General features: G+C 61.4%; 13 protein-coding genes. 7 read left to right on the forward strand and 6 right to left on the reverse strand.

From position 1 onward, the window contains the following. Positions 1-228 precede the first annotated feature (228 nt). The 4 genes from JWU58_RS11215 to JWU58_RS11230 all read left to right on the forward strand — a co-directional run bounded on the left by JWU58_RS11215 (position 229) and on the right by JWU58_RS11230 (position 4,376). Positions 229-1,719: an aldehyde dehydrogenase gene (locus JWU58_RS11215; RefSeq protein WP_110600952.1), complete on the forward strand. Its 1,491-nt coding sequence runs from the start codon at positions 229-231 to the stop codon at positions 1,717-1,719. A 49-nt stretch (positions 1,720-1,768) separates the two neighbouring features. After that, on the forward strand, positions 1,769-3,052 hold the full coding sequence (locus JWU58_RS11220; RefSeq protein WP_024013330.1) for an NAD(P)/FAD-dependent oxidoreductase: 1,284 nt from the start codon (positions 1,769-1,771) through the stop codon (positions 3,050-3,052). Between the two features lie 348 nt (positions 3,053-3,400). Next, the gene (locus JWU58_RS11225; RefSeq protein WP_093102357.1) at positions 3,401-3,949 is read left to right on the forward strand and encodes a cupin domain-containing protein; all 549 of its coding nucleotides are present in this window, start codon (positions 3,401-3,403) and stop codon (positions 3,947-3,949) included. Between the two features lie 142 nt (positions 3,950-4,091). Then, on the forward strand, positions 4,092-4,376 hold the full coding sequence (locus tag JWU58_RS11230; RefSeq protein ID WP_206421951.1) for a hypothetical protein: 285 nt from the start codon (positions 4,092-4,094) through the stop codon (positions 4,374-4,376). A 70-nt stretch (positions 4,377-4,446) separates the two neighbouring features. Here JWU58_RS11230 and JWU58_RS11235 read toward each other — a convergent pair whose 3' ends face one another. Further along, the gene (locus JWU58_RS11235; protein ID WP_024013328.1) at positions 4,447-4,878 is read right to left on the reverse strand and encodes a hypothetical protein; all 432 of its coding nucleotides are present in this window, start codon (positions 4,876-4,878) and stop codon (positions 4,447-4,449) included. A 158-nt stretch (positions 4,879-5,036) separates the two neighbouring features. Here JWU58_RS11235 and JWU58_RS11240 point away from each other — a divergent pair, with 158 nt between their 5' ends. The 3 genes from JWU58_RS11240 to JWU58_RS11250 all read left to right on the forward strand — a co-directional run bounded on the left by JWU58_RS11240 (position 5,037) and on the right by JWU58_RS11250 (position 7,653). Further along, positions 5,037-5,459, forward strand: coding sequence for an HD domain-containing protein (locus tag JWU58_RS11240; protein WP_206421953.1), 423 nt, complete (start codon positions 5,037-5,039; stop codon positions 5,457-5,459). Between the two features lie 166 nt (positions 5,460-5,625). Beyond that, positions 5,626-6,681: an AbrB family transcriptional regulator gene (locus tag JWU58_RS11245; RefSeq protein ID WP_206421955.1), complete on the forward strand. Its 1,056-nt coding sequence runs from the start codon at positions 5,626-5,628 to the stop codon at positions 6,679-6,681. Between the two features lie 186 nt (positions 6,682-6,867). After that, the gene (locus JWU58_RS11250) at positions 6,868-7,653 is read left to right on the forward strand and encodes a DeoR/GlpR family DNA-binding transcription regulator (protein ID WP_095181991.1); all 786 of its coding nucleotides are present in this window, start codon (positions 6,868-6,870) and stop codon (positions 7,651-7,653) included. 111 nt (positions 7,654-7,764) lie between these two features. Here JWU58_RS11250 and JWU58_RS11255 read toward each other — a convergent pair whose 3' ends face one another. The 5 genes from JWU58_RS11255 to JWU58_RS11275 form a co-directional block, all read right to left on the reverse strand. After that, complete coding sequence (locus JWU58_RS11255) at positions 7,765-9,048, reverse strand: NAD(P)/FAD-dependent oxidoreductase (protein ID WP_206421957.1); 1,284 nt, start codon at positions 9,046-9,048, stop codon at positions 7,765-7,767. A 148-nt stretch (positions 9,049-9,196) separates the two neighbouring features. Further along, positions 9,197-10,561: a glutamine synthetase family protein gene (locus JWU58_RS11260; RefSeq protein WP_206421958.1), complete on the reverse strand. Its 1,365-nt coding sequence runs from the start codon at positions 10,559-10,561 to the stop codon at positions 9,197-9,199. 424 nt (positions 10,562-10,985) lie between these two features. Continuing rightward, positions 10,986-11,885, reverse strand: coding sequence for a bestrophin family protein (locus JWU58_RS11265; protein ID WP_123442196.1), 900 nt, complete (start codon positions 11,883-11,885; stop codon positions 10,986-10,988). Positions 11,886-11,910: 25 nt separating this feature from the next. Further along, positions 11,911-12,909: a GTP 3',8-cyclase MoaA gene (moaA, locus tag JWU58_RS11270; protein ID WP_123442197.1), complete on the reverse strand. Its 999-nt coding sequence runs from the start codon at positions 12,907-12,909 to the stop codon at positions 11,911-11,913. 119 nt (positions 12,910-13,028) lie between these two features. Further along, positions 13,029-13,880, reverse strand: coding sequence for a CAP domain-containing protein (locus tag JWU58_RS11275; RefSeq protein WP_122612209.1), 852 nt, complete (start codon positions 13,878-13,880; stop codon positions 13,029-13,031). Between the last annotated feature and the right edge of the window lie 56 nt (positions 13,881-13,936).

Genomic DNA, 13,936 nt, shown 5'->3' on the forward strand with positions numbered 1-13,936 from the left:
TCTCCCGGAGGGAGAGGGGACTGACCGCGTCGTCTGGAGATATCCGGCGACCTGAACGATCCAGTCGATGATGGATTCGGCAAAAATTTTTCAGGTCGGCGCAGTTACCAGACATCCCCCGATCGGTCCCCTCTCCCTCTGGGAGAGGGCTAGGGTGAGGGCAGCGATTCCCGGCCAGGCAAAGCAACCAGACCAACCCCCAAATTCCCCCTTGTCGAGCTCAAAACAATGACCACAACCCGCAACGACTGGGAACAACGCTTCCAGTCCCTGTCCATCGAATCCCGCGCCTTCATCGACGGTGAATATCGCCCGGCGATCAGCGGCGACACCTTCGAATGCCTGAGCCCGGTCGATGGCCGCTTTCTTGCCGCCGTCGCCAGCACCGATGAAGCCGACGCCAACCTGGCCGTCGAAGCCGCGCGCCAGTCCTTCAACTCTGGCATCTGGGCGAAAAAAGCCCCGGCCGAGCGTAAGCGCGTTCTTATCCGCTTCGCCGATCTGATCCTGCAGCACCAGGAAGAACTGGCGCTGCTGGAAACCCTCGATATGGGCAAACCGATCAGCGATTCGATGAACATCGACATCCCGGCGACCGCCAACGCGATCCGCTGGAGCGCCGAGGCCATCGACAAGATCTACGACGAAGTCGCTGCCACGCCGCACGACCAACTCGGCCTCGTCACCCGTGAGCCGTCCGGTGTGGTCGCAGCGATCGTGCCGTGGAATTTCCCGCTGATCATGGCCAGCTGGAAGTTTGCCCCGGCGCTGGCGGCGGGTAACTCGTTCATTCTCAAGCCTTCGGAAAAATCACCGCTGACCGCCATCCGCATCGCGCAACTGGCGCTGGAGGCGGGTATTCCGAAGGGCGTGTTCAACGTGCTGCCGGGCTACGGCCACACCGTCGGCAAGGCATTGGCGTTGCACATGGACGTCGACGTGCTGGCCTTCACCGGCTCCACGGCGATCGCCAAGCAGCTGATGATCTATGCCGGGCAGAGCAACATGAAACGCGTCTGGCTCGAGGCCGGCGGCAAGAGCCCGAACGTGGTATTTGCTGACGCCCCGGACCTGCGCGCGGCAGCCCAAGCGGCGGCCAGTGCCATCGCCTTCAACCAGGGCGAAGTCTGCACTGCCGGCTCGCGTCTGCTGGTCGAGCGCTCGATTCGCGAGCAGTTCATTCCGCTGCTGGTGGAAGCGCTGCAAGCGTGGAAACCGGGGCACGCACTGGATCCGGCGACCACCGTCGGCGCCGTGGTCGACCAGCGCCAACTGGACAACGTGCTGCGCTACATCAGCATCGGCCGCGAGCAGGGCGCCGAGTTGATTGCCGGCGGCCAACGCACCCTCGAAGAAACCGGCGGCCTCTACGTGCAGCCAGCGATTTTCGACGGCGTGACCAATGCGATGACTATCGCCCAAGAAGAAATCTTCGGCCCGGTGCTGTCGCTGATCACCTTCGACACTGCCGAAGAAGCCCTGCAGATCGCCAACGACAGCATCTTCGGCCTCGCCGCCGGGGTGTGGACCAGCAACCTGAGCAAGGCGCACACCTTCGCCCGCGGCCTGCGCGCCGGCAGCGTCTGGGTCAACCAGTACGACGGCGGCGACATGACCGCGCCATTCGGTGGCTTCAAGCAATCGGGCAACGGTCGCGACAAATCGCTGCACGCGTTCGACAAGTACACCGAGCTGAAAGCGACCTGGATCAAGCTCTGACTCTTTTACAGCGGCGGCCGCCCCTGGTTGGCGGCCCTCGGAGAAACCTATGAAACAGCAACACGTAAACAGCTACTACGCCGCCACCCGCAACGAAGTCATCGACTTCCCGATTCTCGAAGAAGCGCTGGATTGCGACGTCTGCATCATCGGCGCCGGTTATACCGGTCTGTCCTCGGCGCTGTTCCTCAGCGAAGCCGGCTACAAAGTCACCGTGCTGGAAGCGGCGAAAGTCGGCTATGGCGCCAGCGGTCGCAATGGCGGACAACTGGTCAACTCCTACAGCCGCGACGTCGATGTCATCGAAGAGCGCTACGGCGACAAGACTGCAGAAATCCTCGGCAGCATGATCTTCGAAGGCGCCGATATCATTCGTTCGCGCATCAAGGATTACGACATCAAGTGCGACTACCGCCCGGGCGGTATTTTCGCAGCGATGAACAAGAAACAGCTCAACGGCCTGGCCGAGCAGAAGCGCAACTGGGAACGCTACGGCAACCGCAATCTGAAGATGCTCGATGCAGCGGATATTCGTCGCGAAGTGGGTTCCGACGCCTACGTTGGCGGTTTGCTGGACATGCAGGGCGGCCACGTCCATCCGTTGAATCTGGCGCTAGGAGAGGCCGCTGCCATCGTGCGTTTGGGCGGCAAGATCTACGAACAGTCGGCGGCGGTCGAAATTACCTATGGCGAGCCGATCACCGTGCGCACTGCCAAAGGCCTGGTCCGCGCCAAATACCTGTTGATCGCCGGCAACGCTTATCTCCCACAAGGTCTAGACAATCGTGTTACCGCGAAAAGCATGCCGTGCGGCTCGCAGATCGTCGTCACCGAACCGCTGACCGAGCAGCAGGCACGCAGTCTGATCACCAATAATTACTGCGTCGAGGACTGCAACTACCTGCTGGATTACTACCGCCTGACCGCTGACAACCGCCTGCTTTACGGTGGTGGTGTGGTCTACGGCGCGCGGGAGCCGGACGATATCGAGCAACTGATCCGGCCGAAGATCCTCAAGACCTTTCCGCAGCTCAAAGACGTGAAGATCGACTACCGCTGGACCGGCAATTTCCTGCTGACCATGTCGCGCATGCCGCAATTCGGCCGTATCGAAAAGAACGCCTACTACATGCAGGGCTACAGCGGCCACGGCGTCACCTGCTCGCACCTGGCCGGCAAACTGATCTCGGAAATGATCCGCGGCGACGCCGAACGCTTCAACGCCTTCGCCTCGCTGCCGCACATGCCGATGCTCGGCGGCCGCACCTTCTCCGCACCGCTCACCGCTCTGGGTGCCGTCTACTACTCCCTGCGCGACCGGTTCGGCGTCTGATTGACCTCCCGGCGGCGGTCCGAAAGACCTCGCCGGTTTTTCACTTATGCAAAACCACTGATGTCCACTGTGGGAGCGAGCCTGCTCGCGAAGAGGCCATATTAGGCGACATCGATTCGCCAGACACTACGCTTTCGCGAGCAGGCTCGCTCCCACAGTGACTGTATTGCCAAGGCCAACAGGACTTTTGCCGCACCATCCATCGAACCTGCTGAGCAACACCCGCAAACGTGATTTAATAGCCGCCTTTCACGGTTCCGGGACACGGGAGCAACGTGATCCGCGCGACCTGCGCGTCACCCGCCACCCACCCCCATCGCCCTTAAGTCGCTTTTACATAAGGCTGTCATGGATACGGGTTCTCGACTCAAACTAGTACGCGAAAGCTACAAACTCTCCCAGCGCGAGCTCGCCCGGCGTAGCGGCGTGACCAACGCGACCATCTCGCTGATCGAACAGAACCGCGTCAGCCCCTCCGTCAGCTCGCTGAAAAAGCTGCTCGAAGGCATACCGATGTCCTTGGCCGACTTCTTCACCTTCGACCAGCCCCCACGCGAACACCAATACGTATTCCGCGCCAACGAACAACCCGACCTCGGCCGCCACGGCCTGCGCCTGCTGCTCATCGGCGCCTCTGTCCCCAGCCGTCAGATGCGCCTGCTCCGCGAACAATACGCCCCCGGCGCCAGCTCCGGCGACGAGCCGATCGTGCACGCCGAAGGCGAAGAGTGCGGACTGGTCACGCGCGGCACGGTGGAACTGACCGTGGACGGGCAGGTGAGTGTGCTGAGTGCGGGGGACGGGTATTACTTTCCGACGACGTTGCCGCATAAGTTTCGCAATATCGGCGCGGATGAGGCAGAGATAATCAGCGCGAATACGCCGGCGAATTTCTGATCGGATAACGCATTATTTTTTTGTTGACCCGATATCTTTTGAGGTGTCGGGTTGTTTGTTCCTGCCATTCGTCAGCCCTCCCGCATTTTCCCCGCGCACGCGCTTCCAATGCATAACTCACCCCCGCAAAGGAACCGCAAACATGCGCAAATCCAACCTCGCAGCATTCACCCTGGCCACGCTGTTATCCGCCACTTCGCTCTACGCAACAGCCGCCAACGACACCCCTGAACCCACCGCTAACGACGGCAACAGCCAGACCAATCCGAGTGCGCCGGAAGACATTCATTCCAACGGTGCCACCGTGCCCAAAGGCACACAGGGCAACACCACCAACAATGACGGCTCGACACCTTCGGGTTCCAAACCCAGTGGTTCGAAGCAATCGAACGACAGCGGCACCAGCAACGGTGCTGGTGAGGGTTGAAGCTGTTTGCAGATGCAGCAAGCCCGGCATCAAGCCGGGCTTTCTATCAGGCAATCCTCGATGACCGAGGTTACTTAGCCTTCCAGTTCCCGCCGCTGTTCTCACAATCAATCTTTGCCTGCGCCAGGTGCTCGCCGTCGTAGTAATACGTGGTGACTTTGGCGTTGTCGGGCATGTTCAGCGGTTTGGCGCTTTTGTCTTTGCTGGTCGAGTGCGGGTTGGCCAAGGATTCCTGGGTGAGGCGGGCGGTGCATGTGGCCTGGTAGTGGTCGTCGCAGCGATCGACTTTTTTCTTGGTGGCGTTGAGGGTGTCCTTGGTTTCGTTGCTGCAGGACCAGTTGATGGAGTCCACGGGCATGCCTTCGTATTCGTAGCAGCTGTGGGTTTCCACGGCGGGCACCGAGGCGCTGGAGGAGCGGGTCTGCACGTCGCAGCCTTCAGCCATGACGCAGGTGGGGATGATGGCAAACGTAGCGATCAGGAGCAGCAGTCGGGTTTTCATCGGCAATTCCTCTCCAATGGCGCCGCGTCTGATCGGTGATTTGGCGCTTGTCTGGTTTCGAGGCGGCGAGGGCGGGCAAGGTTCAATCGGTTTGCGCTGAGCGATCTTCGCGTACACTGCGCAACAATCAGAAACATTCAGCGCAGGATTCGATTCCCATGGCCCAAACCCTCGAACGCGCCATCGCCATTGCCGCCACGGCCCACACCGGGCAGGTGGACAAGGGCGGGGCGCCGTACATTCTGCATCCGCTGAAAGTCATGTTGCGCATGAATACGCTGGAAGAGCGCATCGTCGCTGTGCTGCACGATGTGGTCGAGGATTGCGGGGTGAGTCTGGATGATTTGCGCGGGGAAGGTTTCAGCGAAGAGGTGCTGGCGGCGATTGCAGCGGTGACCAAAGTGCCGGGTGAGGCCTACGAGGATTTTGTCGACCGCGCCGCGCGAAACCCGATCGGGCGAGCAGTGAAGCTGGCGGACCTGGAGGAAAACAGCGATATCTCGCGGATCGCCTCGCCGAGTTGGGATGATCTTGAGCGTATCGAAAAATACCGACGGGCGATCGCCCGGCTTCGCGCATAGAAACGCAAATCCCCCTGTAGGAGCTGCCGAAGGCTGCGATCTGATCGTTCCCACGCTCTGCGTGGGAATGCAGCCGGGGACGCTCTGCGTCCCAAAAGATCGCAGCCTTCGGCAGCTCCTACCGGGGAATGGTGGTGTGTCAGTTGGATAGCCAGGAAGGCGAACTATGAAATCCATTGTGTGCTTGTTGATTGCGGCCGGTTTCGGCGCGTTATTGCAGTTTGAAGGCGTACCCCACGGCTTGCTGCTGGGCTCGATTGTCGTTACCGCGTTGTTTGCCAGCAAAACCGGCATCGCCCCGGCAACTCCTTATGGCTTGGGCTACATCCAGGTCACGCTGGGCATTGCCACTGGGCTGATGTTCGAAGCGTGGGACAGCGAAACGGCCACTACGATGTTGCCCAGCCTTGGCGTGTTGCTGATCTGCCTGACCGTACAAATCGCCCTTGCTGGCTGGTGGCTGACACGCGGTGCCGGCTGGAACCGCACCGACGCACTGTTGGCGGTCTATCCTGGCGCATTGGCCGCAGTGTTCGATTTGCTTGAATCGGAAAAGGCTTCGAGCAAAGTCATCATCGTGCATCTGATGCGGCTGCTGTTGATCACCGTGCTGGTGAGTTTGCTCATTCCCGGGCAAGCGGCGGTGGCTGAAGTCGCCAGCGATCCGTTGACCACAGGCATGGCGCTGACCGCGTTCTCTGTCATCGCGCTGAGCGTATTGCTCGGCCGCTTGCTGTTGCTGGTCGGCGTCCCGGCGCCATTCATGCTTACCGCGATTCTCATAACCGCTGTATTTGTGAAGTCGGGATGGCTGCACGGCTTTCACATGCCGGAGTGGAGTTTGAACCTGGCCGCACTGATTCTTGGCGTGCGTATCGGCTCACGTTTTCAGGGGCTCGGCATCGCAGAACTGGCGCGGCATGGGCGCACCGCTCTGGTTTCGGTCGGCTTGATGATCGTCGTCGCAGCGGCGTTTGCCGAGGTAGCTGCGCGCTGGCTGGGCACTGATCCGCTGGCGCTGTGGCTGGCGTACATGCCGGGCGCGATCGAGACGATTGCGATTGTCGCGTTTGGCGGCGGGCTGAATGTGGTGTTTATCCTGACGCATCATCTGAGCCGGATGGTGCTGCTGCATTTTGCCCCGGCGTTGTTGGTGCAGGTCAGGCGTGGCCCAAGGCAATCGCGAACGACACGACGATCATGCAGGCGAAGGCGAAGTTGAGATTCATGGGCTGTGCATCCTGAGCTTTTGAGAGTGGGGCCATTGTGAACAGGCGCAGCGCAAAGAAAAAATTCGCCTTGTTGATTCCAATGATCGAAAGCATTGATAGCCGTTGCGTTTGTATTTGCCTGAGACTTTCGCTAGTGTCGCTGAAACCTGCAACTATAAGCACAAACAGGCATAACCATGCACGACCACTCCATCGCCGAATTGCCGTCCCTGCGCCGGCAGAAAATCCTTTTGCTTCTCGAACGTGACGGCAAGGTCATGGCCTCCGAGCTGAGCCAGCATTTCGCAGTGTCCGAAGACACCATCCGCCGCGACCTCGCCGAGCTGGACAGCGCCGGACTGGTGCAGCGCGTGCATGGCGGGGCGTTGCCGCGACCGAAGGATTCGGGCAAGGATTACTTCACCCGTCTGGATGAGACCGACGAGGTCAAGGTGCGCCTGGCGCAATTGGCGGCGCAGCACATCGAGGACGGGCAGATTGTGCTGTTCGATTCCGGCTCGACCACCTTGCAGGTGGCGCGCGCATTACCTGCCGACATCCGCATCACCGCGGTGACCGCCTCACCGCTGACGGCGATTGCCTTGTCCGAATACAAGGGCGTGAAAGTGATTCTGGCGGGCGGTGAATTGAATCCGCATTCGATGTCGGCCAGTGGTCAGGAAGCGCTGCGACTGCTGGCGGGAATCAAGGCGGATCTGGCAATTACCGGGGTGTGTGCGATTCATCCCGAAGTGGGGATCACCTCGCTGCATTTCGATGAAGTGCCGATCAAACAGGCGATGCTCGACAGTGCAACGCGGGTGATTGCGGTGACCACGGCGGACAAGCTGGGCGCGGTGGAGCCGTTTGTGGTGGCGCCGTGTACGCGCCTGCATAGGTTGATTACCGAGCGGCATCCCGGGTCGGGGAATGTCGAGGATTATCGGCGGTTGGGGATTGTCGTGGAGCAGTTGCCGGATTGAGTGTGTGTGGGGTTTGAGGGCCTCTTCGCGAGCAGGCTCGCTCCCACAGGGTGTTGTGTCGTGCACAAATCCAATGTGGGAGCGAGCCTGCTCGCGATAGGGCCGGTCCAGTCAGCGCAAACGTTCGAGCATCTGGTAATACCACATCCCCGCCGCCAGCAACGGGTTGCCCAGCAGGTCGCCCATCGGCACGCGAATGTGCTGGCACGCGGCGAAAGTGTCGAATTGCTCCATTTGCCCGGTGATCGCGCGGCTCATGATCTCGCCCATGATGTGCGTGGTGGCAATGCCGTGACCCGAGTAGCCCTGGCAATACCAGACGTTGTCCGAAAGCTTGCCCAGTTGCGGGATGCGGTTGATGACGATGCCCATCGCGCAGCTCCACTGGTAATCGATCGCCACACCTTTTAGCGCCGGGAACGTGCGTTCGATACACGGGCGCAGTTCCGCAGCGATGTCGCGCGAATCCTTGCCGCTGTAGTTGGCGCCGCCGCCGAACAGCAAACGGCCGTCGGCGGTGAGTCGGTAGTAATCGAGGACGAAGCGGCAGTCGTACACGGCGAGGTCTTCGGGGTTGATCTGTTGCGCCAGATCACCGAGCGGTGCGGTGGTGACGATGCCGCCCATGGCCGGGAAAATCTTGCCCTTGAGCTGACCCGGTTCGAGCTTGTGATAGACGTCACCGGCGAGCATCACCTGATTGGCGTCGATCTGACCGTGAGAGGTGCGCACGCCAGGTGTGTCGCCGTGGATGATCTCCAGCACTTCACTGTTTTCGAAGATCAGCGCGCCCAGGCTTTCGGCTGCGCGTGCTTCGCCAATGCACAGGTTGAGCGGGTGCAGGTGCATGTTGCGGGTGTTCTTGATTGCGCCTTGGTAGAGCTCGCTTTGCAGCAGGTCGCGAACCTGGCTGCGGTCGAGCAGGCTCACTTCATCGCCTAATCCGCGACGCACGGCTTCGTCGTAATCCTTGCGCAGATCGACCATGTGGCTCGGCTTGTACGCCGCGTGCAAGTGGCCGTGTTTGAGGTCGCACTGGATCGCATATTTCTCGACGCGCTGGCGGATGATTTCATGCCCGCGCCAGCGCAGATGCCAGATGAAATCGTCCACGTCATCGCCCAGTTTCGCGCGCATTTGCTTGCGCATTGCACCGTCGCCGGAGAGGCTGCCGGTGACTTGCCCGCCATTGCGCCCGGTGGCGCCCCAGCCGATCTTGTGGCTTTCGACGATGGCGACTTTCAGGCCTTTTTCCGCCAGTTCGACGGCAGTGGCGACGCCAGTGAAACCGCCGCCGATGATCACCACATCGACCTTGTGCCGACCTTGCAGGGTCGGGTAGTCGGTGTCTTGGTTGAGGGTGGCGGTGTAGTAGGAATTGCAGCGAATGGTCATGTCAGGATCCACAAAAAATTCCAGGTTCGAAGTGCATTCCCTGTGGGAGCGAGCCTGCTCGCGAAAGCGGTGTGTCAGTCACCCAAAATGTTGAATGTGACGACGCCTTCACGAGCAGGCTCGCTCCCACAGGTTCGGTGTCGGATCGTTAAGCCTCGGTCAGGTACCACCGCCAATCCTGCTCACCCACTTCAGCCATGAACTGCCGATACTCGGCACGCTTCACCGCCAGATACACCCCAAGGAATTCCTGCCCCAACGCCTCCCGTGCCCACGCGGAATTTTCCAGCGCCTGCAACGACGTCAGCCAATCGGTCGGCAACAATTCTTTTGCCTGAGCATAACCATTGCCCTCGACCGGTGCCCCCGGATCCAGCTCTTCACGGATGCCGCGATGAATGCCGGCGAGGATCGCTGCCGCTGCCAGATAAGGGTTGGCATCGGCGCCGCAGATGCGGTGTTCGATGTGTCGTGTCGGCGCCGGGCCGCCGGGTACGCGCAGGCTGACCGTGCGGTTATCGACACCCCAGGTCGGCGCCAGTGGCGCGTAGCTGTTGGCCTGGAAACGCCGGTAGGAGTTGGCGTTGGGGCAGAACAGCAGCAGCGAATCGAGCAGCGAGGCGAGCATGCCGCCGATCGCCGTGCGCAACAGCGGCGTGCCGGCCGGGTCTTCAGAGGCGAACAAATTACGCCCCTCGGCATCGGCCAGGCTGACATGCATGTGCATGCCGGTGCCGGCCAGATCATCGAACGGTTTGGCCATGAACGTCGCCTGCATGCCGTGCTTGTGCGCCACGCCTTTGACCAGACGCTTGTAGCGCACCGCCTGATCCATCGCTTCCAGCGCATCGCCGTGTTCAAGGGTGATTTCCACTTGCCCCGGGGCGTATTCGGAGATCGCCGTGCGCGCCGGAATACCGTGCAGTTTGCACGCGCTGTAGAGGTCGGCGAGGAACGGCTCGATCTGCTCCAGCTCGCGCAAACCGTAGACTTGCGTGTGTCGCGGTCGTCCGCCGTCAGCGTCCAGCGCCGGTTGCGGGCGGCCGTTGTGATCGCGTTTGGCGTCGAGCAGATAGAACTCCAGCTCGCAGGCCATGATCGGGTGATAGCCCTCGGCCTTGAGCCCGTCGATGACTCTGATCAGCAGGTGCCGAGGGTCAGCGATGCTCGCCGGCATGCCCTCGCTCGGGTGCATGCTGACCTGTACCGCAGCGGTCGGAATCTGCCGCCACGGCAAGCGCACCAGACTGCCTCGCAGCGGATAGGCGCGGCAGTCGATGTCGCCCACATCCCAGACCAGTCCGGAGTTTTCAACGTCTTCGCCTTGTACGGTCAGGCCAAGGATGGTGCTCGGCAGCGGTCGACCGCTTTCGTATACGGCGAGCAGTTCTTCGCGGTGCAACAGCTTGCCGCGCGGCACGCCGTTGGCGTCGAGGATGAACAGTTCGATCATGTCGATATCGGGGTTCTGTTCGAGGAACAGGCGTGCGTCTTCGATGGCTGCGAATTTCATGGCAAATCACTCACGGTGGCGCCGCACAGGCGCGCAGATTCGGCCGGACACGACGCGACAAAAAGGCGTAAGTGTCCCGGCAGGGATATCAGGAAAATCGGGAAATTGACTGTCGCGGTTACAGCTCACGCGATCAGGCAGGAATGGCGATATCCGGCGGGCGTGCGGAGTGACGCAGCTTGGAACGGCGCAGGGCCATGGGCAGATTGACGATGCGGTTCATACGCGGCCCCTGTTGCAGTGGGCGCGTACAGCAGAGACGTGCAACCTTTGCGGTTGTTGTGGTGACGTACTCATAACGCGTGTTTCCGTTGGCGGAAAGCGTCGGCGGCTGGGCAGGCCCGGCGACCGGTGTGCCCGGATAGTAAGGGGGAATTTGCGCGCGTGTAAATGGAAGATTCGTCGGTGGCGCTTTACGGCGTCATCAGCGCAGCACGTAATCGTCCGGCTCTGGCGCGGGCGGCAACGGCGAGACGCCGAGTTCGTAAAGCACATCGCGCTCCAGGGTACGCACCAGCGCATCGGTCGGCAGATCGTTCTCATCACGGCCGAACGGGTCTTCGAGTTCATCGGCAATCGCGTCGAAGCCGAAGAAGGTGTAGCTGACAATTGCCGTGAACAGCGGCGTCAACCAACCCAGCGATTGTGCCATGGCGAACGGCAGCAACAGGCAGAACAGGTAGATGGTGCGGTGCAGCAGCAGGGTGTAAGGGAAGGGCAGTGGCGTGTTCTTGATGCGGTCGCACACGGCCTGGGCCTGGCTCAGGCAGGTCAGGTGATTGGCCAGTAATTGATAACGCCATGGCGACAGCACACCGGCCGTTTCCAGCTCGGAACACTGGCGCCCGACCTGATGAATGATCTGGCCGCAGTGATCCGGCGCGGACCCATCGATCGGCGGGCTGACCCAGTCGGCACTGGCCTGCTCCTCACTGTCTCCACGCAACCGCGCATTCAGCGCGTGGGCGAAACCGCACAGGTTGCGCAACAGTTGCCCACGCAGGCGCGAGTCATCGATGCCTTGGGTTTCGCGCATCACCGCGCGCACCCGCAACAGCACCTCGCCCCAGGCCTTGCGGCCCTCGTACCAACGGTCGTAACAGGCGTTGTTGCGAAAGCTCAGGAAGATCGACAGCGACAGACCGAGCAGGGTGAACGGTGTCGAATTGATCTGGGCGAAGTAGCTCGGCACCAGAAGTTCGATCAGCACAATCGCCGCCGCCAGCAGTGTCAGCATCAAAGTGCGCACGGCGATGCGTTTGGCGATCGAGCCTTTGAGGGTGAACAGCACGGCGAACTGATTGGGTCTCGGTCTGACGATCATCTCGCGGTCCCGGTTGCGCGGCGGATCAGCCGCCGGTCATGTTCATGAAACGCACCACTTGCACGTCGTCGTTGACTTCGAAGTTGTGTCGATACGGCTTGAGTTTCATCGCCTCGATGATCGCGTTCTCCACACGTTCCGGGTGGCCCGGATGGGCACGCAATACCGCTTTGAGGTCCATCGAATGCTCGTTGCCCAGGCACAGCAGCAAGCGACCTTCGACGGTCAGGCGCACGCGATTGCAGGTGCCGCAGAAGTTGTGGCTGTGTGGCGAAATGAAGCCCAGGCGAATGTTCGGTGCTTCGGCCACGCGCCAGTAGCGCGACGGCCCTTGCGTCGATTCGGTCGAGTCGATCAGGGTAAAACGTTCGGCGATGCGTTCGCGTACTTGCGCGCTGGAATAGAAGGATTCGGCGCGGCTGTGTTCGGCGATCGCGCCCAGCGGCATCTCTTCGATGAAGGAAATATCCAGATCACGCTCCATGGCGAAACTGACCAGATCGTTGATCTCGTGATCGTTGCGGCCCTGCATCACCACGCAATTGAGCTTGGTACGGTTGAAACCGGCGGCACGGGCGGCATCGATGCCGTCGATGACCTGCGCCAGATCGCCAGTGCGGGTCAGCTCTTTGAAGCGCTGCGGATCGAGACTGTCGAGGCTGATGTTCAGGCGCTTGACCCCGGCGTCGAACAGCGGCTGGGCCAGTCGGCCCAATTGCGAGCCGTTGGTGGTCAGGCAGAGTTCGCGCAGGCCGGGCAGGGCGGCGATCTGTTCGCAGAGTTGCACGACGCCGGGGCGGATCAGCGGTTCGCCACCCGTGAGGCGGATCTTGCGCGTGCCGAGGGCAACGAAGCTTTGCGCTACCTGGAACAGCTCTTCGAGGGTGAGGATCTGCTGGCGCGGCAGGAACTGCATGTCCTCGGCCATGCAATAGACGCAGCGAAAATCGCAGCGGTCGGTGACCGACAGGCGCAGATAATCCACGCGGCGGTTGTGACCATCGATCAATTCACGCTGTGTCATGGGCTCGCCTCGTGGATGTGGAGCGCCGTCAGCGGGCGCAGATCGCGCAGGGTAGGCTGCGTTCGCCATGCCGTCCAATCACTCTGGCTGACCGAGTGATTGACGGCGTCGATGATGCCTTACGGTGCGCCAAACATTGCCGTCCAGTAAATGCCGGCGTTGCTTTTCGGGTCGGTCGCGTAGGCGGCGCCCAGTTCCTGATATTGCGGATTCATCAGATTGGCGCAATGCCCGGGGCTGGCGAGCCAGCCGTCGACGACCTTGCCGACGGTGTCTTGCCCGGCGGCGATGTTCTCGCCGACCAGTTGCCCACTGTAACCGGACAGCTCGGCGCGGTCGCCTGGCGTGCGGCCGTCGCGGTCCTTGTGGTCGAGGTAATTGTTGTTGGCCATGTCGCGGCTGTGATCCTGAGCGACCGTGCCCAGCGTGGCATTCCACGCCAGCGGTGCTGCCGCCGCGAAGGACTGCCCGCCGCACTGGCGCGCCTGGCCGCGCGCGGTATTGAGTTGCGCCAGCAGCTTTTGCCCTTCGCTTTGTGCATCGCCGAGTTTCGCCGTCAGCAACGGCCGCGCGAGGACTATGCGCCAGTCGCGGTCGACACGGTTGACGCCGATATCGACGAACTGCGGATCGAGCACCACCTTACAGAAGCTTTCCTTGATCGCCTGCATCGCCGCCGCTGCATCGCGCGGGCCGTTGAGGGTGATCGCCTGCACGTTGACCATCGGGTAGTGGGCGCTGGTCATGGCCTGCTGCAGATCGACCGCGCCGCTGGCCGGCAGGCGCAGACGTGGATCGGCCGACAGCGGTGGCAACTCGTTCGATGCCTGCGTGCCGCAACGCTGCGGCTGGCTGCGATAGCTGTTGATCGACTCGATCAATTGCAGTTCATCGGCAGCCAGCGCCGAGGTGGCGAACACCACGCCCAGCGACAGTGCGGCACAACGCAAAACGGACGGCATGAAGCGCATGGAAATCTCCCTTGAGCTGAATGCGCCCATGATGCGCGAAAGGCCCCCGGTGAGTG

The organism is Pseudomonas atacamensis (assembly GCF_017167965.1).
In the GTDB taxonomy this organism is placed as follows: domain Bacteria; phylum Pseudomonadota; class Gammaproteobacteria; order Pseudomonadales; family Pseudomonadaceae; genus Aquipseudomonas; species Aquipseudomonas atacamensis.

Coding starts and splice junctions, on each gene's coding strand:
- JWU58_RS11230 (WP_206421951.1), top strand. CDS start 4,092: ATGCGCAAATCCAACCTCGCAGCATTCACCCTGGCCACGCTGTTATCC.
- JWU58_RS11250 (WP_095181991.1), top strand. CDS start 6,868: ATGCACGACCACTCCATCGCCGAATTGCCGTCCCTGCGCCGGCAGAAA.
- JWU58_RS11220 (WP_024013330.1), top strand. CDS start 1,769: ATGAAACAGCAACACGTAAACAGCTACTACGCCGCCACCCGCAACGAA.
- JWU58_RS11225 (WP_093102357.1), top strand. CDS start 3,401: ATGGATACGGGTTCTCGACTCAAACTAGTACGCGAAAGCTACAAACTC.
- JWU58_RS11240 (WP_206421953.1), top strand. CDS start 5,037: ATGGCCCAAACCCTCGAACGCGCCATCGCCATTGCCGCCACGGCCCAC.
- JWU58_RS11255 (WP_206421957.1), bottom strand. CDS start 9,048: ATGACCATTCGCTGCAATTCCTACTACACCGCCACCCTCAACCAAGAC.
- JWU58_RS11235 (WP_024013328.1), bottom strand. CDS start 4,878: ATGAAAACCCGACTGCTGCTCCTGATCGCTACGTTTGCCATCATCCCC.
- JWU58_RS11245 (WP_206421955.1), top strand. CDS start 5,626: ATGAAATCCATTGTGTGCTTGTTGATTGCGGCCGGTTTCGGCGCGTTA.
- moaA (WP_123442197.1), bottom strand. CDS start 12,909: ATGACACAGCGTGAATTGATCGATGGTCACAACCGCCGCGTGGATTAT.
- JWU58_RS11265 (WP_123442196.1), bottom strand. CDS start 11,885: ATGATCGTCAGACCGAGACCCAATCAGTTCGCCGTGCTGTTCACCCTC.
- JWU58_RS11275 (WP_122612209.1), bottom strand. CDS start 13,880: ATGCGCTTCATGCCGTCCGTTTTGCGTTGTGCCGCACTGTCGCTGGGC.
- JWU58_RS11260 (WP_206421958.1), bottom strand. CDS start 10,561: ATGAAATTCGCAGCCATCGAAGACGCACGCCTGTTCCTCGAACAGAAC.
- JWU58_RS11215 (WP_110600952.1), top strand. CDS start 229: ATGACCACAACCCGCAACGACTGGGAACAACGCTTCCAGTCCCTGTCC.